General features: G+C 39.3%; 18 protein-coding genes and 1 pseudogene. 13 read left to right on the forward strand and 6 right to left on the reverse strand.

Annotation, left to right across the window (positions count from 1 at the left end; translation table 11 throughout):
* Positions 1 to 204 precede the first annotated feature (204 nt).
* Positions 205 to 507, forward strand: coding sequence for a PadR family transcriptional regulator (locus tag J2T19_RS13615; protein WP_307216547.1), 303 nt, complete (start codon positions 205 to 207; stop codon positions 505 to 507).
* Position 508: 1 nt separating this feature from the next.
* Complete coding sequence (locus J2T19_RS13620) at positions 509 to 1,075, forward strand: DUF2812 domain-containing protein (RefSeq protein WP_307216549.1); 567 nt, start codon at positions 509 to 511, stop codon at positions 1,073 to 1,075.
* 732 nt (positions 1,076 to 1,807) lie between these two features.
* On the opposite strand, the gene J2T19_RS13625 is transcribed toward J2T19_RS13620, so the two are convergent.
* The 4 genes from J2T19_RS13625 to J2T19_RS13640 all read right to left on the reverse strand — a co-directional run bounded on the left by J2T19_RS13625 (position 1,808) and on the right by J2T19_RS13640 (position 4,632).
* Positions 1,808 to 2,284 carry a DinB family protein gene (locus J2T19_RS13625; protein ID WP_307216551.1) on the reverse strand — a complete coding sequence of 159 codons (477 nt, stop codon included), beginning with the start codon at positions 2,282 to 2,284 and terminating at the stop codon, positions 1,808 to 1,810.
* Between the two features lie 172 nt (positions 2,285 to 2,456).
* Positions 2,457 to 3,038, reverse strand: a complete 582-nt coding sequence (locus tag J2T19_RS13630) for a TetR/AcrR family transcriptional regulator (protein ID WP_307216553.1) — start codon at positions 3,036 to 3,038, stop codon at positions 2,457 to 2,459.
* Positions 3,035 to 3,496 (reverse strand): nuclear transport factor 2 family protein, encoded by a 462-nt coding sequence (locus J2T19_RS13635; RefSeq protein WP_307216555.1) that lies wholly within the window; start codon positions 3,494 to 3,496, stop codon positions 3,035 to 3,037. The genes J2T19_RS13630 and J2T19_RS13635 overlap by 4 nt, the downstream gene beginning before the upstream one ends.
* A 299-nt stretch (positions 3,497 to 3,795) precedes the next feature.
* Positions 3,796 to 4,632, reverse strand: a complete 837-nt coding sequence (locus J2T19_RS13640; protein WP_307216557.1) for an alpha/beta fold hydrolase — start codon at positions 4,630 to 4,632, stop codon at positions 3,796 to 3,798.
* 643 nt (positions 4,633 to 5,275) lie between these two features.
* On the opposite strand from J2T19_RS13640, the pseudogene J2T19_RS13645 reads away from it, so the two are divergent.
* Positions 5,276 to 5,876, forward strand: a pseudogene (locus tag J2T19_RS13645) (cation:proton antiporter); the annotation flags it as partial.
* Positions 5,877 to 6,145: 269 nt separating this feature from the next.
* On the opposite strand, the gene J2T19_RS13650 reads toward J2T19_RS13645, so the two are convergent.
* Positions 6,146 to 7,210 carry a GntR family transcriptional regulator gene (locus J2T19_RS13650; RefSeq protein ID WP_307216559.1) on the reverse strand — a complete coding sequence of 355 codons (1,065 nt, stop codon included), beginning with the start codon at positions 7,208 to 7,210 and terminating at the stop codon, positions 6,146 to 6,148.
* Positions 7,211 to 7,472: 262 nt separating this feature from the next.
* On the opposite strand from J2T19_RS13650, the gene J2T19_RS13655 reads away from it, so the two are divergent.
* The 4 genes from J2T19_RS13655 (at position 7,473) to J2T19_RS13670 (ending at position 11,659) form a co-directional block, all read left to right on the forward strand.
* Positions 7,473 to 8,810, forward strand: a complete 1,338-nt coding sequence (locus tag J2T19_RS13655) for an ABC transporter substrate-binding protein (RefSeq protein ID WP_307216561.1) — start codon at positions 7,473 to 7,475, stop codon at positions 8,808 to 8,810.
* Between the two features lie 84 nt (positions 8,811 to 8,894).
* Positions 8,895 to 9,791, forward strand: a complete 897-nt coding sequence (locus J2T19_RS13660) for a carbohydrate ABC transporter permease (protein ID WP_307216563.1) — start codon at positions 8,895 to 8,897, stop codon at positions 9,789 to 9,791.
* Between the two features lies 1 nt (position 9,792).
* Positions 9,793 to 10,641, forward strand: a complete 849-nt coding sequence (locus J2T19_RS13665; RefSeq protein WP_307216565.1) for a carbohydrate ABC transporter permease — start codon at positions 9,793 to 9,795, stop codon at positions 10,639 to 10,641.
* Between the two features lie 28 nt (positions 10,642 to 10,669).
* Entirely contained in the window at positions 10,670 to 11,659 is a 990-nt protein-coding gene (locus J2T19_RS13670) for a glycoside hydrolase family 43 protein (RefSeq protein WP_307217112.1), read from the forward strand.
* 103 nt (positions 11,660 to 11,762) lie between these two features.
* On the opposite strand, the gene J2T19_RS13675 is transcribed toward J2T19_RS13670, so the two are convergent.
* The gene (locus J2T19_RS13675) at positions 11,763 to 12,137 is read right to left on the reverse strand and encodes a MerR family transcriptional regulator (RefSeq protein ID WP_307216568.1); all 375 of its coding nucleotides are present in this window, start codon (positions 12,135 to 12,137) and stop codon (positions 11,763 to 11,765) included.
* A gap of 100 nt (positions 12,138 to 12,237) precedes the next feature.
* Between J2T19_RS13675 and J2T19_RS13680 the strand changes: the two genes are divergently transcribed.
* The 6 genes from J2T19_RS13680 (at position 12,238) to J2T19_RS13705 (ending at position 20,290) form a co-directional block, all read left to right on the forward strand.
* Positions 12,238 to 13,095: an SDR family NAD(P)-dependent oxidoreductase gene (locus tag J2T19_RS13680; RefSeq protein WP_307216570.1), complete on the forward strand. Its 858-nt coding sequence runs from the start codon at positions 12,238 to 12,240 to the stop codon at positions 13,093 to 13,095.
* Between the two features lie 148 nt (positions 13,096 to 13,243).
* On the forward strand, positions 13,244 to 14,161 hold the full coding sequence (locus J2T19_RS13685) for an ABC transporter permease (RefSeq protein WP_307216572.1): 918 nt from the start codon (positions 13,244 to 13,246) through the stop codon (positions 14,159 to 14,161).
* 17 nt (positions 14,162 to 14,178) lie between these two features.
* Positions 14,179 to 15,111 carry a carbohydrate ABC transporter permease gene (locus J2T19_RS13690; RefSeq protein ID WP_307216574.1) on the forward strand — a complete coding sequence of 311 codons (933 nt, stop codon included), beginning with the start codon at positions 14,179 to 14,181 and terminating at the stop codon, positions 15,109 to 15,111.
* 133 nt (positions 15,112 to 15,244) lie between these two features.
* Positions 15,245 to 16,834 (forward strand): helix-turn-helix domain-containing protein, encoded by a 1,590-nt coding sequence (locus J2T19_RS13695; RefSeq protein ID WP_307216576.1) that lies wholly within the window; start codon positions 15,245 to 15,247, stop codon positions 16,832 to 16,834.
* Positions 16,835 to 16,872: 38 nt separating this feature from the next.
* Positions 16,873 to 18,633, forward strand: coding sequence for a sensor histidine kinase (locus J2T19_RS13700; protein ID WP_307216578.1), 1,761 nt, complete (start codon positions 16,873 to 16,875; stop codon positions 18,631 to 18,633).
* Between the two features lie 40 nt (positions 18,634 to 18,673).
* Positions 18,674 to 20,290, forward strand: a complete 1,617-nt coding sequence (locus J2T19_RS13705) for an ABC transporter substrate-binding protein (protein ID WP_307216580.1) — start codon at positions 18,674 to 18,676, stop codon at positions 20,288 to 20,290.
* Positions 20,291 to 20,384 lie beyond the last annotated feature (94 nt).

A 20,384-nucleotide genomic window follows, 5' to 3' on the forward strand; every position in this document is an offset into this window, starting at 1 on the left:
TGTTGTATCTCCATTCCGGTCTCTTTGGTGGCATACATAAAAAATACCCCATAGAGAGACTTTTTTAAAGTGTCTACTCTATAGGGTACAGTTTATATTACAGTGGCTTTTTTTTATTTTATCCTTGTGGTTGACTATTCAGTTGAACTGTATTATATTATGTTCAGTTGAACTATATAGTCGAACTGAATAGAGGGTGCAGAAATGAAGCATAAGTTATTACCGCTGTCTGAAACGATGCATTACATCCTATTAGCATTACGACAACCTCTCCATGGCTATGCCGTAATGCAGAAGATAGAAGAAACAAGTCAAGGTACTGTGATTTTAGCAGCCGGCACATTATATGGTGCAATAGAAAATTTGAATAAACACGGTTGGATTGAATCTGTAGGAGAATCAGGTCGGAGAAAAGTTTACATGATCACCGCAGAAGGAAGCGCCATTCTAAAGATGGAGCAAAACAGACTGCTTCATATATTATCTTTGTACGAAGGAAGTGAGTAGAATGAAGAGATTTAAGATGTTTTTTGATATTGAGAAAGAGGAGCAATGGTTGAACAATTATTCTCAAAAAGGGTATCGCTGTACAAAAATTAGTAGTCTAGGGATATACACTTTCGAGAAAACAGACAAAAGATATGTAATGAGACTTGACTACCAAGATAATTTATCAAAGGACAAATTAAAAGACTATAAAGGAATATATGAAGACTTCGGTTGGACTTACATAAGGGGCTCCCGGCTTGCTGGTATTCGATATTGGCAAAAAGAAGATGATGGGCTGAATGAAATTTTCTCAGATCGCCAATCCAAGCGCAATTATTATAAAAGAGCGATGGGGTATTCATCTGGTTTAGGAATAGTATTATTGACATTTTGTTATATGCTTTACAAGGATTCCGGAATATTTCTAGCTGAAGGTCTTTGGAATATGAAAGGTTCATTATTTTGGAAAGCAATACTATTCGAGACACCATTTGCCCTTCTGAGGTCGCTTCCCGCGATCATGCTTGTATTCTATATCGCCAGTTATTATAACGCATATCGAAAGTACACCCAGTTAAGGAATTAAGCTAAACAGTGAATAGTCCACAATAAGCAGCCGACGAAACTGAACCGCTGCTTTTTTGGTGTTCAATTCTAGAAGTATAGGTATGAAATACTCTTTACTATAGTCCTACTCCATACTTTATAATTTGCAGAACAATACGGCAAAACATATGATGTGCGGAAAGGATTAAAACAAGATGACACATAATATCGAACAATTTGTTACGCTTCATCCGGTCAAGAAGGAAGAGCTAGCTGATTTTCAGCAAGCATCCAACGCAGCCTTTCTAAAAGGGTTAAAGGATAGTTGAAAGTGTGACTAGGAGTCATTGTGACTTAATAATATGTAGTTCACTCGGTGGTGACAATTCAACAGCTAATCGGTATTTACGTGAGAAGAGATTGGATGCTGCTATTGTTTTATCCCAAATATGAGGGACGACATACTGGTTGAAGCGGCTACGGATGGACTACGAATCGTCGTTATGGAACGAAGGTTTTCAGAGAGAATAACATTAAAGTTCCAGAGCAGATATCTGTTATTGGATTCGACAACATGGATCTGTCTCAATAGACAATCCCAGCACTCACAACGTTTAATGGATGCTGGGTAACTGGCCGGACACTTAATTATTAGAAACATTAAACAATCAATGTGTTGAGCGTGACTCGGTAAGTTCGAATTTAGGATAGTGAGGGGAATACCATTAGGTCGATACAATAATAATAGGTAAAAAGGCAACAAAAGTGTTGCTTAGTTCAATTGAAAAGTTATGCTCTTGATATTTTTAATTGTAGCAAAATGCATTGCTTCATGATATATCAGAAAACCAAGTAACTGTTCTACCTTTGTAAATGTAAGCCCTGTAGATGACTTGTAATGAGGATTGATTTCTTCACTCAACTTGCTCGAAAGTAACAATTCAACTCTTTCAATCTGTTCAGTTAGCAAGTCGATTAATTCAGACATCGTTGGAGGCTCTATATTCCAGTCAGACGGTTTCGTTCCTGGATCAAACAACTTGTTAAAATTAGCCGGATATTTGGTTTCTTCCCCAGCAAGTTGGAAAGCGAACTTCTCATGTATAACATACATGTGCCCGAGATTCCATTTTATATTATTTTTCAAACCTGTTGGAATGATTTCCGCAGCAGAGTCACTAATGCTCTCTACATAATTAACTGCCTGACGGCGAACAAATTTCAATTGATCTATGACATAATTACTCATGATTTTGAACCTCCTACAAAATTGGAATTAAATCGGTTAATTATTCGTGACTGGCGAGATAAAGTTAGCTTGACAGATCATGATCATTCTTTAAAAAAACAAGTGATTAGAATCACTTGTTTTTTTGGGGTGGAGAATCTTCTCGCCAGTGTTGCTGAAGAACATTCTCATTTCAGTGGCCAGAGTTATTTTCTGAAATATAAGTTGAGACTCGTTGTGCCAGATTTGCCAACGTACGTTCAAAATAGGATTCATCATGAAGTGCTCTACTTAGAACGAGTCCCCCTTGAATACTAGCAATCGTTTCCTCTGAAATTTGGTCAGCAGCCTCTTGGGAAATACCTGTTCGAACTAGTGCCGCACTGAATGCCTCAATCCATCTTACAAAATATTGTCGAATGACAGTGGCGAAACGATCTCTTGTTTCGTCTAAAGCAAACGCACCAATAAGGCATATACGCTGACCAGATTGAAAATACGTATCGACTTCTTGCCACATGTGAGCAATGGCTGATCGAGGTTCATTCTTTTCGAGCGGTTCATAAATGTTCTTGATAAACCATTGATCAACATGAGCAAGAATTTCCGCAGCCATTTCATCTTTTCCACCCGGGAAGAAATAATATAAGCTTCCTTTGGATAGACGCGTACGGGCTGTAATTTTACTCAAGGACGCCCCTTCATAACCTAATTCTCGAAATACCTCAGTGACGAGAGGAATGACATCACTTTTCTCAAAAACAGTCCGCGTCATAGGTTTAACTCACTTAGGCTTGGATGATCAGCGGGACGCGTGCCGAGAGGCCAATGGAACTTTCGTTCCTCTTCTTTAATGGGCATATCATTGATCGAAGCAAATCTACGTTGCATCAAACCGTCGTCAGCGAAATCCCAATTCTCGTTCCCATATGATCTAAACCAATTGCCGCTATCATCATGCCACTCATATGCAAACCTTACAGCAATACGGTTATCTGTAAATGACCAAAGTTCCTTAATGAGTCGGTAATCGAGTTCTTTGGCCCATTTTCTAGTTAGTAAAGCGACAATTGCTTGGCGGCCTGTTATAAATTCACTGCGATTTCTCCAATAACAATCCTCAGTGTACACAAGGGAGACGCGCTGAGGGTCTCGGCTATTCCAGCTATTTTCTGCCATACGCGTTTTTTGAATTGCTGTCTCAAGAGTAAATGGGGGAGTTAGATTATTCATTACATGTTCCTCGCTTTCAATACCGTTTGTGTTAGTATAAACCGATCGGTTTATAAATACAAGTTACTTTCCGATTTCGATACCCATCTGGAATCGATTCAGATTCATAATGTACCAAGTAGCCATCTAGCTTATGCATCGTGGCTCTTTATTTGTATTACCAATGATTAAGAGCGTGTTCATTCTTCATATGGCAACTCCTATGAAACAATGAACAAGCAGGACGTCCACCTATTGGGAGGCGTTCTGCTTGTTCTCTCATTATCTTCTTGTTTCCAAAATCATCATTTGAACTAGACTTATCCCTGCAAAAACTCAATCAACGCTGCATTAAATTGTTCAGCATGCGTCGCATTAAATCCATGTGGTCCACCCTCGACAACGACCAGACGGCTGCTAGGGATGGATTCATGAGTTCGTTGGCCACTTACTTCCAGAGGGACAATAGCATCGGAATCGCCATGGATAACCAACGTTGGGATATTAAATTTCTCCAGATCCTGACGGAAATCAGTCAGGGCAAAGGCAGCAATACAATCCAATGTGCCTTTAGGTGAAGCCGCAGCTGCAATATCACGGTTATAGATACGGAATGGTTCGCTCACAAGGTCTGTGCGATCCCCAGCAGCGAAAAAGTTACTTGTAAAACCATCCAGGAATGCTAGCCGATCGGCTTTTACCCCGTTTTGGAACTCGGCAATCGTTGCATCATCCAATCCTCCTTGAGGATTATCTTCGGTTATATAGAGATAGGGAGGAACCGCTCCCGCAAATACGGCTTTAGAAACGCGTTCTGTTCCGTAGGTTCCCACATAACGTGCAACTTCGCCGCCACCCATGGAGAATCCGACTAATGTGGCATCACGCAGATCAAGGTGCAAAATCAATTTATGCAAGTCTGAGGCAAAAGTATCATAGTCATAACCATCCCAAGGTTGAGAAGACTGACCAAATCCACGACGGTCATATGTGATCACACGGTAACCCGCTTCAATCAGCGCAGGAACTTGCTTTTCCCAGGATCGTCCACTCAAAGGCCAGCCATGAATCAGAATGATTGGTTTTCCCGTACCATGATCCTCATAATACAGTTCGATTGGTTGTTCATTCTCAGCGCCTACATTTACTTTAGACATGGAAAATCCCTCCATTAGTTGTTATGATTTTGTTATACAGAAGCTATTTGGCTTAAGTTATGGATAGGCTTGTTTATATATCGCCTCACTTCCTGTACTGTTTGTATCAGTATAAACCGATCGGTTTACAATTGCAAGTTGATATTTTAATAGCCATAGTAATGAATTAAACAAATATTGAGGACAAATAAGGGCAAGTGGGTAGAAGTCGCTAAATTAGCGGCTTTTTTATTTTATTAGAACACATATGTATATGTTCAACCGCTAAAGACTTGTAAATAGTCTAAGTATTTAATTAACCTTGAACACGACTGTTAGACTCTCCTATACCGGTTCTATTTTGTTGCGAAGAGTTTATATGTTCTAATTTATATATATAAATACTGCTTTAAACCTGATTTAAGAGATTTTATCGAAAATGCGTATACAGGGATTAATGATGGTGTTTTTGTGCGTTAAAACTATGTTTTTGTCTGTTTAAGCAACGTATTTACCTATGATTATTGGGGTATTATTATGTTGGAGAACGCGTTCGAATGGTCTGATATGTGGAGTTGAAGAGTAGGTAGAGATGGTGTTTATACGGTGATCTAGACCAGTTTTAGAAAAACTAGAAATCAGCAGTTGCTGTAGCTTTAGCTGGAATCGTTTAAGTACAAGAGAGGGCACAACTACACTTGGAGCTGCTGTAGTAGATGATATTTTAGTTGTGGTTCTTTTGGCATTTATGATGAGTTTCTTGGGTACAGGTGAGGATGTATCGTTAGGACTTCTAGTAGGGAAGAAAGTGTTGTTCTTCATTGGTGTGTTTGTTGCAGGCGTGTTTATCGTTCCTCGTGTTATGAAGTGGCTTTCCACGCTTAAAGTGACGGAACCCATTATATCAATCGCTCTTTTCATTTGCTTTGGATTTGCATATTTCGCTGATTTAATGGGTATGGCCGGTATTATCGGTTCTTTTGCAGCAGGTATTGCAATCTCAAGGATTACTCGGCGGTGCATTAGGAGCAAAGATAACGGGATTCAGCAATGTTTCTTCTTTTGCTATTGGAGCTGGAATGGTATCAAGAGGGGAAGTTGCATTGATTATTGCCGCAACTGGTTTACAAGCAGGGCTTCTGTTACCTGAATATTTCACCTCCGTTGTTATTATGATCATACTTACTACTTTAATTGCACCGCCATTGTTAAAAGTATTATTTAATGCTCATAATCAAACTGCTCAAAAAGAAGGCGGACAATAAGAATTAGAGGGGGCATTTATCATATCTAAACTCTATTCGTTTTCTTATAAGACTAAAAAAGAAGGATGGACTGAGGATTGCATTAATTTTCATTTGGCTATCATTAGATAGTTCGTTTTTTTTTGCGCAGGCTTAAGGATTCTTACTTGTAAGGCTAGCCATATAATCATTGATTCATAAGATAACTGGGCAGATGATCTTATATAACAACTGGTAAAACCGATCTAACTGCCCAGCTTATCTATCGAATAGCTGCAACAATTGTCGTGTCAAGGGAAGATGAGTTGCACGGGAATAATGGCGTTCTTAGGAGAATACATATCTTCCATCTGTTCATGTAACAGCTTTACTGCTGTTCGTGCCATTTCCTGTTCATCCTGCTGCACATAAGCTACGCCAGAAAGATGTGGATTATCGAAAGATAGCAATTCAATATTGGAATGATCGTTCAGACGACGGATAGCGGCCGATGTAAGGCGTGCTGTTTCTTCAGTCAGGGAGAATGCTGCCGAAATTCCACTGTGGTTCTGCAAGAAGTCGCTTACATAGTCCAATGCTTGCTCGCTGCGTAGAATGTTGAGAGGGATGTGACACCACAAGCTTTTGTCAATCGAAATGCCTTGATCTGTGTACGCTTGCTCGAAGCCAAGCGTGCGATCCTCGACGGCTGTATTGGCATTTTCAGGTGAGATGAGCGCAATTCGCTGATGACTCTTGGATAACAAATGGGACACAGCCTTATACGCACCGCCGTAATTGTCGGATGTAATGGTATACGTCTCAATGTTGCGCAGATAGCGGTCGATGAACACACACGGGAATTTATCGAGCGACAAGCGCAGCAATGATTCGTTGTACTTCTCATCTTCTGTCGGAAAAACGATCAGTCCCTTCACACCGAGCTCCGTTAGTGTACGAATGACGTTTGTTTCAATAGAGGAGGACTCGCGCGTGATGCTAAGTACCATGTTGAGGCCGGCTTCTTGCAGAAATTGTTCCGTGTAGTCAACGAGCTTCTGAATGACACGGGTTCTCATTGTCGGAATAATAAAGCCGATGAGCGGCATAGAAGTCGAGCTGTATGAGGATGGCTGTGAATGGATGCTAGAAACAGCAAGACTTGAAGAGACGAAGGAGCCTTTGCCTTGTACGCGTATAATCAATCCTTCGTCAGCGAGTAGAGTTAGGGCGTTCTTGACGGTTATTTTACTGACTCTGAATTCGTCCATCAGTTCTTGTTCAGAAGGAATGCGGTCTGTTGGCCGAAGCTGCCCTGATTTAATTTTTTGAATAATATGTTCTCGAATTTGTTTGTAGAGCGCCAGCTTTTTCAAAGAGTAGCATCTCCCCATAAACTTTATGATTTTATAATCAATTGGTTATATAAAGCTTATTTCATATATATTATAATACGGCATGTAAAGCGCTTACAATATGAAATCTGAGAAATTGTTGCGAAGGGGTCTTTTCTTTGAACGGTTAGAATGATGTTGAGAATGGTGGTGCTAAGATGGATTGAAACCGCTTAAATTAACAGAACTAACTAGTCAGCCGACTTTTCAAATGCTTAACACAAAAAGAGAGGATGACGAACAAATGAAAAAACGCAGTACGTTAATCTCCATTGTTACAGTCCTTATGATGTCCCTTTTTTTTACAGCATGTGGTAACCCTTCTGATTCAAATACGGAAACACAGCAATTAGGCGCTAATGCCGGTGAGAATGCAACAGAATTGTCGTTTTGGACATTTGTGGATTTGCACGGCAAGCATTTGGATAAAATGCTGGGCTTATGGAACGAAGAGAACCCAGACAAACAGATTAAGTTGAATGTAACCGTTATGCCTTACGATGATATGCACAACAAGCTCTTATTGGCAGTTACAAGCGGAAAAGGTGCTCCTGATATTGCGGATATTGAGCTTGGTCAATTCCCTAAATTCTTGGAAGGTGACAACGTTCCTCTGGAATCTTTGAATGATGTATTTGCACCATACAAAGACGTTGTTGTTCCTTCACGTGTCGAGATTTATTCCAAAGCCGATCAGGTTTATGGATTTGATTACCACGTAGGTGCAACGCTTGCTTTCTACAATACTGAAATTCTCGAACAAGCAGGTGTTGACTACAAGACAATCATAACGTGGGAAGATTACAAACAAGCAGGGATCAAGGTTTATGAAAAGACTGGCAAGTACTTAGGTACTGCTGATACATCTGCTACGTGGCAAGCATCATTACTGTTAGCTCAGCAAAACACAGATTTTACAGATGAAAATGGTAATCCAAAAGTGAACTCGCCTGAAATGATTAAAGCGTATGAAATGTTAGTCGATCTGCAGAAGAACAATGTTATTCATACGATCCCAGGCGGACAACCCGACACAGAAGAAGCAAAAGGCGAATACAACAAAGGCAACTACGCAAGCGCATTGATGCCTGAGTGGTACATGTCCCGCTTTGTAAACGAAATGAAGGATCTTAAAGGTAAATATGCAATTGCTCCATTGCCTGTATTTGAAGAAGGTAATCCTCGTTCCGTTGGCTTAGGCGGTACTGGCACAGTTGTTACGAAGAGTGGTAAAGACGTTCAATTGGCCAAAGAATTCGTAGCTTTTGCTAAGCTTTCGAAAGAAGCTACGACTGAAATCTGGAATACACTTGGATTTGACCCAATCAACATGGAAGTATGGAAAGATGATGCAGTAACGAAAAACCCTGATAATGAATACGTCCAATACTTCAAAACAAATGCGTTTGATACTTTGAATGAAATCAAGGACGAAATTAGAGCGATCAAGTCCGTCAAAGCTTCACCGATCATCGGCAATATCTTCAATACGGTTACTTTGAACGCCATCTTTGAAGATGGTCAAGACGTGAAGGAAGCGTTGGATGAAGCACAAGCAGCAATTGAACAAGAATTGAAATAAATAGAATAAGTAAATGATTTGGTTAAACCTGTCGGCAGGTATAGTGGTCGGCAGGTTTAACCTTAGTCAAGGGAGATTGAGAATATGATAAAGAAATTTGTATACTCTCAAAAAGTTGCACCTTATGTCTTCGTACTTCCATTTATACTTATATTTTTGATATTCTGGTTTTTTCCGCTTGTAAATTCATTCGTCATGAGCTTTCAAGATCGGATGTTGGGACAGGATCCAAAATGGATTGGTGAAGCCAATTATTCGAAATTACTTACGGATAAAGTGTTTTTGACGGCTATTAAAAATAGCGTTGTGTACATGTTAGGAACCTTAGTACTGTTAATTCCTCTTCCAATGTTATTCGCCGTTATGATAAACAGTAAGTTAATGATGGGAAGAGAGTTTTTTAAATCTTCGTTCTTTCTCCCTGCATTGACATCTGTCGCAGTTGCGGGTACCATTTTCCGCCTTACATTCGGTGAGATGGAAGGTTCATTAATGAATAGTTTCCTAGGTCTATTTGGTGTAGAGCCGATTAAATTTTTGAAAGACGGAACTTGGAGTATGGCAGCACTGTTAATCCTCGCATGTTGGAGATGGACAGGTGTGAATATGCTTTACTATCTATCCGGTTTGAAAAGCATTGACAATGAATATTATGAGGCTGCTTCAATTGATGGAGCATCTGCTTGGCAGAAGTTTAGAACGATCACAATGCCATTATTGAAGCCGACCACGGTATATGTTACGACAATTAGTGTGTATGCAGGTTTAGCCATGTTTACGGAGAGCCTGATGATGTTTAACGGTAACAATTCACCCAAAAATATTGGCTTAACCATTGTTGGATATTTGTATAGACAAGGGATTGAGCAGAACAAGCTGGGTTACGCAGCTGCAGTTGGTATCGTACTGTTAGTCATTGCTATGGTTATCAATTTAACACAGTTGAAATTTAGTGGAATGTTTAAAAAGGGGGAGGATTAAAGTGGGCAAAAGTCAGACCAGGAGTGATTTCATCTCTAGAATAGTCATTATTTGTTTATTCATTATACTATTCGTTTTAATTATGATTCCATTCTATGCAGTGGCCCTATCTTCCTTTAAACCAGGTGAATCATTAGTTAGGTATGGTCTTAACCTAAGTTTGGATTTTGAAATTATGAGTTTTAATAATTTCATCTATCTGTTTACTGGACAACATGATTATTTTGTGTGGTTTTGGAACAGTATGATTTTAACTATCGTTCAAGTGGTTTTAACCCTTTTTGTAAGTGCATTTGTTGCTTATGGTTTTGCAGCATATGATTTTAAAGGTAAGAACTTCCTCTTTATATGTGTTTTGCTCATTATGATGGTGCCTTTCGAAATACTGCTAGTTCCTTTATATAGCCTAATTAATGATTTGGGAATGGTGAATAGCTATTCAGCAATCATTCTACCCGGTATAGCCAATGCCGCGACAATATTTTTCTTCAGGCAATATCTACGAAGCATACCCAAAGAGATTATTCAATCTGGGCGGGTTGATGGCGCAAACGAGTATGCCATTTATTTCAGGCTCATTATGCCGATTATGAAGCCATCCTTTGCAGCAATGGCCATTTTGAATGGTATGAATAGCTGGAATAATCTATTGTGGCCATTCATGGTGCTCGGAGATCAGAGTAAATATACACTTCCAATCGGTTTGAAAACGTTGTTAACTCCTTATGGCAATAACTATGATCTATTGATCGTAGGTTCCTTCTTCTCCATCATTCCAATTTTTATCTTATTCATTGCTTTTCAGAAATATTTCATAGATGGTATGACTGCAGGTGCTGTTAAAGGGTAGCATATATTATGGTGAAACGGGTGATAAGATGGAAGTCCAAAAAAGAGTGTTACACGACATTCAACCATTGATTGAGCAGAGAGCTGATCCTTTTATTTACCGACATTCGGACGGGTATTATTACTTTGTAGCATCCGTTCCGGAGTATGATCGGATTGAAATCCGTAGAGCCCAGAATCTTGAGGGGCTTGCTACTTCAACTCCTGTAGTGATCTGGAGAAAGCGCGAGACGGGTATCCTTAGTGCTAATATTTGGGCACCTGAACTGCATTTTATTGATGACAAATGGTACGTGTATTTCGCTGCCGCACACACGACGGAAACGAATGAAGGCTTGTTCGACCATCGGATGTACGTGCTAGAGAATGAAAATGCCAATCCGCTCGAAGGTAGTTGGACGGAAAGAGGGCAGGTTCGTACCGCGTGGGAAAGCTTCGCCCTCGATGCCACTACCTTTGAGCATAATGGAAGCCGTTATTACGTATGGGCACAAAAGGATCCAAATATCGAAGGTAACTCTAATCTGTATATATCTAAAATAAGCAATCCGTGGACGCTGACTGGTCCGCAAACGATGATTTCCATGCCGGAATATGACTGGGAAATCATTGGTTATAAAGTGAACGAAGGCGCGGCATTTCTTCGCAAGGGTAATCGGGTGTTCCTCTCTTACTCGGCTAGCGCCACCGATTTCAATTATTGCATGGGCCTACTTGAAGCCAATGCGGATGCTGATTTGCTCGATGCCACCTCATGGCGTAAGTCGCAAACAGCGGTTCTCTCGACAGATGAGAGCATCTCAATGTATGGTCCCGGTCATAATTCCTTCACAGTGTCAGAGGACGGCGAAGAGACGCTATTTGTGTTCCACGCTAGAACATATAAGGACATTATAGGAGATCCGCTGTACGATCCGAATCGCCATACATTTGTGACGAAGCTTTTGTGGACGGCAGACGGCAGACCCGATTTCCGCGGCTCTGTTGCAGCACTTGCACGTCACAACAAGGTTGATTGATATATTTGTGTTCGTTTTATCCAACTTGTCAAAGAGAGGCAGGTTATAACATTGAAGGCACCCTTATGGGTGCCTTTAATTTCGTTCTACAGATAAATAACTATTAATTGCTTGATGGAATATGCCTGAAAGAGTTCTGTTCAAGTTTACTATCAATGATCTCAATAACTTTCTGTAAATCCGCTATTTGATTCAACATATCTTCTTTATGTTTTAATGCCATATCCATCAAATCAGGATAGTCTGAAAGTAATTCATTATCTTTGATCGATAGAAAGGGCCTTATATTTTCTAAAGACATTCCTACATTCTTCAGACAAGTAATTAATTTTAGACGCTCAATATCCTCGTTTTCATAAATACGGTATCCGCTAGGATTTCTCTTCACTTCAGGAATTAGATTGATTTTTTCATAATAGCGAATAGTATGAGTCGATAAGTTTACCATTTTGGAAATTTGCTGGATGGAGTATGTCAAACAATCACACCTTATGAATGTATTTTAGTAGATGATCACATTTCCTTGCATTAGAGTCAACTTTAAAGTTTATACTCTTCATTACAAGGAGGAGGTCATTATGAATATGATAAAAACAGCAATGATTACAGGAGCGAATAGAGGGATCGGCCTAGAACTTACCAAGAAGTTAATTGGAGAAGGTTGGAACGTTATTGCTTTAATTAAATCTAACTTCCCTGAGGTTGAACAAGATATACAAATGAAAATAAAAGAAGGGCAAATTAGAATCTACAAAGCTGACCTATCAAATTTTATTGAACTGAAACTAGCTATTAAAGACATAAAAGAGAATGAAAAGGGAATTGACGTATTATTTAATAACGCTGGTGGGAGTTTTGATAAGCTCTATTACTCTGCTCAAGCAAGAGAACTACATTTTGAGCTACACACGGTTGTACCGTATATCCTTCTAGCTGAATTAAAACCATTAATAAAAATGGGTTCCCACAAGCTGATTGTAAACACAAGTACAAACGCATTTAACTTCATATATAGAATAACTTATGAAGATATGATGCGCCCGAAAAAATTCAAAAAGTTAATTGGACCTTATTCTACAAGCAAATTAGCAATGACACTATGGTCGCAAGAAATATCTTCTGAACTCTCTAAAGAGGGGATTAAGATTATTTGTGTAGACCCTGGGGGAAATAATACATTACGAAATGATCGAAAAAATGGAATTCCTTTTTTTCTAATACCCATAACAAGATGGTTCTTTCCTCATCCAAGTAAAGGAGCAGACATATTATACAAGTCTAGTATTGGAAACTTATCTTATCAATCTGGAGCATATATGACTAAAGGAAAAAATGAACCTTTAAAGTTCTCAGCGTATTCATCGAGTGTATTAGAAGAAATTAAATCGATATATTTAAATGATTATCTGGAAGAACGCCAGATATCCCATGATTGATTCTACAAAATTTTGCTAAAAGCTGACTTCAACTCTGATTCTTATGGGATATAAGCTTTTCAAAGAAGAACTAAGTTCTACCATATATAAATGTATACGCTTCCAACTTATAATGAGGTCAGATTAGAAACTTATAAGGAGGAGCAACATGAAAAAAGGCTTCTGGGGAGATGTGGTACAATACCGAACGCTTTTGCTAATGTTATTGCCAGCCGTGATATTTTTCTTTGTTTTTGCGTATATACCGATGGCAGGTATTGTGCTTGCATTCAAACAATTTAATTACAGTGGGGGCATATTCGGCAGTCCTTGGAACGGGCTTGATAATTTTCGTTTTTTCTTCCAGTCAGGCGATGCGTGGACAGTAACGCGAAATACAGCATTATATAATTTGGCCTTTATTATAGTTAATAACGTATTTCAGATTATGATGGCTATTTTGCTTTTTGAGGTCGCCAATAAATGGTTTAGGAAAATCTTTCAAACCATGATGTTTTTGCCCTACTTTATTTCTTGGGTAGTTGTAGGGGCAATTGCGTACAATCTATTTAACTTTGAATATGGAACACTCAATGTTGTGTTGAAATTCTTTGGTCTTAATCCGATTGATGTCTATAACACAGCTTCTTACTGGCCTATTATTCTTATATTGGTATCTGCTTGGAAGGCTGTTGGTTATGGAACCATTATGTACTTAGCAGCGATCACAAGTATTGACAGTGAGATGTATGAAGCGGCTGAGATTGATGGAGCTAATATTTTTCAACGTATCTGGCGCATTACGATACCTAACCTTTTTCCAACAGTTATTATTCTTGTATTGCTCGCGATCGGTAATATATTCCGTGGGGATTTCGGGATGTTCTACAACATGGTCGGAAATAACGGTCTATTGTTCTCGTCTACAGATGTAATTGACACATTTGTATTCCGATCCCTAATCACGTCCAATGATATTGGGATGTCTTCAGCAGCAGGATTCTATCAGTCTGTATTGGGATTAATCACTATTCTTATAGCTAACTATGCTGTTCGCAAGTACGACAAGGATCGCGCATTATTCTGAGAAAGGAACGATATCCCATGAGTACACGAGTTGAGAAAACATCTACTTCAAGTTCTTCTAGTCATCGTAAGATGAGAGGCGACAAACTAATCATGAATCTGGTTGGTTACATTCTGCTTACGATAATTTCGCTTTTTTGTCTGTTTCCATTCATTTTAATTTTATCGTCTTCGTTTGCTTCGGAACAAAGTATTGTAGAAAATGGATTTCAAATACTTCCAACCTCTTTCTCTACGGAAGCTTACCGTATACTATTCGAGTATCCCGCTCAGATGCTGAATGCATATGCAATTACGATTACTGTTACAGTTCTCGGTACTGTCTTTGGATTATTACTTACATCAATGACGGCGTATGTACTAGCCCGAAAGGATTTTAAATGGAGAAATAAATTTTCGTTTTTATTTTTCTTCACAACACTATTCAGCGGGGGATTGGTTCCTTGGTACTTGCTAATTGTCAATTATCTGAATCTAAAAGATACACTTCTTGTATTGATCCTCCCCATGCTTCTGAACGTGTTCTACATCATTGTCATGAAGTCCTTTATGGGTGGTATTCCGGAGGCAATTACTGAATCTGCCAAAATCGACGGAGCAGGTGATTTCTTGATCTACTTCCGGCTCATTATTCCACTGTCCAAGCCCGCATTGGCAACGATCGGACTCTTTATCGCTTTAGGTTACTGGAATGATTGGTATTATTCGCTGTTATTTATATCGGACGAACGTTTAATGCCGCTTCAATATTACCTTTATAATATGCTTGGTAACATGGAAGGGATGCGCCAGGCCATGATTTCTTCTGGAGCCGTTGTGAGTGTGCAGATCCCTTCCGAAAGTCTTAAAATGGCCATGACCATTGTAGCGACCGGGCCGATATTGTTTGCATATCCGTTCATTCAGCGATATTTCGTACAAGGTCTTACATTAGGTGCGGTAAAAGGATAAAATTTAAAAAAAAGTAACGTGTACTTATTTGAGAGTCATAGGTACCGTTTAATCGAGGAGGCTCCAAGTCTCCTCTTTGCTATTCTAGAGTAAATGAAGCAACAGCACTCATTCAGGGGGAACAAATATGAGATTGTTGATTATTGAAGATGAGTTTCGCACAAGAGAAGTGCTAGAGCGTCATTTCAAAGCTTCAAAGATCGGCTTGACTGACATACGCACAGCTCCCAATGGCCTAAGCGGGCTAGATATAGCCAAGGAATGGAAGCCTGATATTCTTCTATGTGATGTTCGCATGCCAAGAATGGATGGAATCCAGTTCGCTTCGTCTTATCGGGAAATAGGAGGGAAGGGACAACTTATTTTTCTTAGTGGTTATTCGGATAAGGAGTATTTGAAATCCGCGATCAAAACACGTGCACTAAATTATATCGAAAAGCCAATTAATCTGAAAGAAGTCCAAGACGCTGTTTTGGCAGCCGTACGTTTGGTTACAGCGGAAGAAGAAAAACGTAAAATGTCTGTAGATTGGCAACAGCATCATGACACTCACTGGTCTCTCGCGGTTCTACGTCAAGAGATGGTTCGCAAGTTAATTGTAGAGCCGGATTCTCAACATGTACAGCTCGCTTTGAAAAGTAAAGATACATTCTTACTCAGATACAATAATTCTTTTACGGTCATCACAGCAGCCCTTTATTGGGGCTCTTCTAAATATCCTGAAGACATATCCAAGATGCAGCAAGAAGTGCTGTACCAGTTGATAACGCGCCCTTTGCTTGCACAGCACGAAGGGATATGCGGATTTACTTCTAGTCAATGGCTAGTTATTATTTTACCTGGTGCATTCGGATCAAGTTTCCAAGAGGGCAGAGAAAAGATTGAAGATATGATTACTGAACTATCGGAAGTTTTGGATCCTACAATTTCTTTTCAAGTTGGAATTAGTGAGCCAGTGAGGCTGCTATCCGACATTCCGCTCGCTTATCAACAAGCAATGAAAGCCTGCAACTCACTCTTTTATAATGAAGGAAAGAACTTTTTTTTCGCAGATTTGTTAGGGCAATCAGTCACTTTTTCAATTGAACGGCATGAACTCCAACAGTTCCGAGAGGATTTACGTAAAGAGAACATTGATGCTGCTAAAAAGCAATTAGTTCAACTGACTGAACGAGCTAGACGCTCCTGTGATTTGAATATTTCACATGTCAAAGACGTCTACTTCCAATATCTTATGATTATTCTTGAGATGGCTATTCAGTACGGACTTAAGGAGATCGACAGGGATGGAGAACGTAGATATATATGGAAAGAATTCGATGGCATTATGAATCTTCAAATCTTAGAATCCTACGTACTGTCTTTTCTCGAACTCTTTCAGGATAGCTCTGGTGAGGATCATGTTAAAATTCGTGAGATTATTCGTTACATTCACAATCATTTTTCTGATAAAGGCTTCACCATCAAAACAATTGCTGAATATATCGGCTTTAACGAAACGTACTTATCTGTATATTTCAAAAAGCAGCGAGGTCAAACCATCAAGGAATATATCAATGAAGTTAGAACTGAACAAGCCAAAATCCTTCTTTCCAACGTTGACATGAAATTGCATGAAGTTGCTGTAAATCTTGGATTCACTGACGCCAATTATTTTGCAACGTTTTTCAAGAAAACGACTGGATGCACACCGACTGAGTTTCGGGAGAAATGTGTTAGATGAGGGGTAAACGTAAAGTTTTATGGAGCCTTCATTATAAAATGGCTTTGATAATCTTGGTGGTATTCAGTATCCCATTTCTCCTTCTTCTAACGATAAACTTGCATCAGATTAGGATTGAGAGTGAGAAGCAGGCATTATTTTCTGCAGAGAAAGTGTTGGATGAAACGAAGGATTATATTGCGTTTAAGACACGATCCATTACGGAAATTTTGAATTTGATCGCTTTTAATGATACTGTTCAGGCTTCGTTGATTGCAGATTCCTCTAGATATGAGGATATTAATCTCTGGTATCAGGATGCCAATGCTCTAAGCAATGCGATGAATCAGTTTCGATTTAACTCGGATATACAAACCTTTCAGTTATATATGGAGTCAGGTCTCGCCGGTCAGCCAGGCAACTTTGATTATCTGAAAATGGAGGAGCTTGAGAAATTAGACTGGTTTATGCCTTTTTTATCCTCATCTGATGCATTCGACTGGTTACCAACGAGATCATTCAATTATGATGTAGATAACCAAGGTATCTCTGTTATTCGTAAAATTCCTGCTATGCACAATATTCAGACTATTAGTGGAATCATTAAAGTTCGGCTCTATGCAGATGCGTTTCGCTCCGTTCTGGATCATGCGCTACTTACACCGAATTCTTCTGTAATCCTGTTTAACGAACGACTCGAGAGTCTCGGGTCTTCAATCACAAGTCAACTAAACGAGAAAGACTTTATGAATGTGATAAGCAATCATCGGGAGGAATGGCTTTCTTACCCAAACAATTATCAAGATGAACACTTCATAATAAATGATAACCGAATGTTTCTTGGCCTTCGTTCCATCCCTTTAACAAATATGAAGATCGCGCTAATTGTACCCTACTCAGATATTTTGTCAGCCAGTAATAAGGCACGTGATCAAATGATCAAATTATATCTGTTGGCGATCCCATTAGTATTTCTATTATCTTATATCGCCGCAGGTACAATGACCAAGCGAATTCGCAAACTGACACATCTCGTTCGCAAGATGAAGAGTGGAGACTTCAAAGTTGCGGATCTTCCAGTGAATGGGGATGAGATTGGGGAGTTGACTGAAAATTTTAACTTAATGGTTAAGAACATTTCTCATCTGATGGATGAGACTTATCTATTGGGGCGAGAAGTGAAGAATAAAGAATTGATGGCGCTACAAGCTCAGATTAATCCTCATTTTCTGTATAATACATTGGATCTAATTAACATAATGGCTCTAACAAACAATCCGAATGAGATTACAGAGCTGGTTCAAAGAATGGCTACTTTTTATAAGCTGAGTTTATCGAATGGAAAAGAAAAGGTCACATTAGAAAACGAGCTGCGCCATATCGAGGCATATGCAGCTATACAGAATATGCGATTTGGAGACAAAATTAAGCTTGCTATTCGAGTTTCTAGCGAGTTCTTTCCTTATGAAGTGCCAAAAATCATGTTGCAACCTTTAGTAGAGAATGCCATTATTCATGGACTTTTAGAAAATGAGAGTGGTTCAGGTACGATTGAAATCTCAGCGTACATTGAGGTACAAGACTTGATCATTATTGTGGAAGATGACGGTGTTGGAATGGCATCTTCTGAAACTGAAAGTTTACTTCATGGTACTCGTAGCAAAAATACGGGAGGATTTGGTTTGAGAAACATTCAGGAGCGAATTCAATTAATGTATGGCCAGAAATATGGGATGGTCTTCGTCAGCCAGCCTGATCAAGGGATGAAAGTTATTTTGCGGCTACCACTCATTTTGACTGAAGATGATGAGCGTAATTAAATGCGTACCTTCATGTAACGCCGTATGAGATGGAGGGAACATGAAACTTAAGAAAAATAAAATATTCCTGTGGTTCGTTAGTATGATGGCAGTCATAGTCATCTTTGTCTATGTTCTTGAACGCAATTCTGAAAAAGGAATGGCTACAGAGTTAACTGAATCACAGCCTACGGAACATACAGTAAACACAAGCAAAAAAAATGATGTAGTCACATTAAATATGTATTTGATTGGTGAAGCTCCACAAGGATTCCCCGAAGTTTTGGAAACATTGAACGACAGATTAATGGACGATCTGAATACCATGCTTAACATTCAATATATTCGTTGGGAGGAACTGAATTTAAAGTATCCAGCAATTCTTGCTTCAGGGGATGTAGATATCATCTATGCCTCGTCATGGAGTTATTATGCACAGCAAGTATCTAGGGGAGCCTTCTTGTCAATTACGGAACACATGATCGAACAGTTCTTGCCCAGACACCATGACCAACTAAACCCCAAGGCATGGGATGCTGCAAAGATTAAAGGCAACATATATATGGTTCCAACCTCTACTCCTGATGTGACAACAGGAGTGACTGTAATTCGTCAAGATTTGAGAGAAAAATATGGAATTTCTCGCATTCGTCGAGTGTCTGAACTCGAACCTTATCTTGAAGCCATAAAAAAGTATGAGGCGAACATGATTCCAATGAACTTGGATAGTCAATATGATCTCTCAACACCATACTATAATATCGTCCGAGATAAAATTGCCTATCCTGGTGCACCTATGGATTCAGGAATTACCTATGCACAAGGCATGACTTACGATTATCAGGATCCATCTGGTACCATCTATTCCATGTTGGAGGAACCGTATTTGAGCGCGCAGAAGTATGCAGCCGGAATCATGAAAAAATGGCGAGATAAAGGTTATATGAATGATAATCCTTATGCAAATCAAGTTCGCTCAAAAGATAACTTTTGCGAAGGTAGAAGTGCTGTCGCCTTTGGCAATTCAAATGATATTGCGTCTACGCTAGAACAATGCGAGTTAAAGGGGATTAAAGCAGAAATAATACCAACTATAGATGCCAAAGGAAATGCTCCAGCAGCCTCTTGGTTGGTAAATGGACTAGCCGTTTCTTCAAGTTCCAAACATCCAGAGAAATCATTGCAAGTCATTGATCTATTAATGGAAGAACCAGAGTATGTCTACTTGGCATACTTCGGACTAGAAGGTAAGAATTATGTCATTACGGATGACAACAAAATTGCATTACCTGAAGGAGTAACAACTGAAACCAATAGGTATCCGATGGATAAATCCGGATTCTGGTTTGTTAACAAGAGTCTGTTCTTGCCACGGAATTCATGGCCCGATAGTTATATACAGCATTTAAATGAAATCAAAAAGATATTAATTCCCTCAACCTATGCTGGTTTCAGCTTTAATTCGGAGGCTGTAGAACCTGAATTAACAGCGATTTTACAGATTTCGGAGCAATATGCAAGACCTATATATATCGGTGCCGTTGAAGATGTTGATCAGGCATTTGACCTTCTTAGCGATAAACTTCACGCTGTTGGACTGGAAAAGGTAAAAAAGGAAGTTGAAAAGCAAGCGAACCAATATCTATTAAACAAAAATACATCTATGAAAAGTCATTAAATAAAATCTAATCAAAGTAAGTTGTATGACAATCTGTTCTCATAGCGCTCTTAGAACCCGTTCAAGGGCGCTGTTTCTCTGTGATTTGACCTGA

Origin of the sequence: Paenibacillus tundrae (genome assembly GCF_030812775.1) — a bacterium.
Classification (GTDB): Bacteria; Bacillota; Bacilli; order Paenibacillales; family Paenibacillaceae; genus Paenibacillus; species Paenibacillus tundrae_A.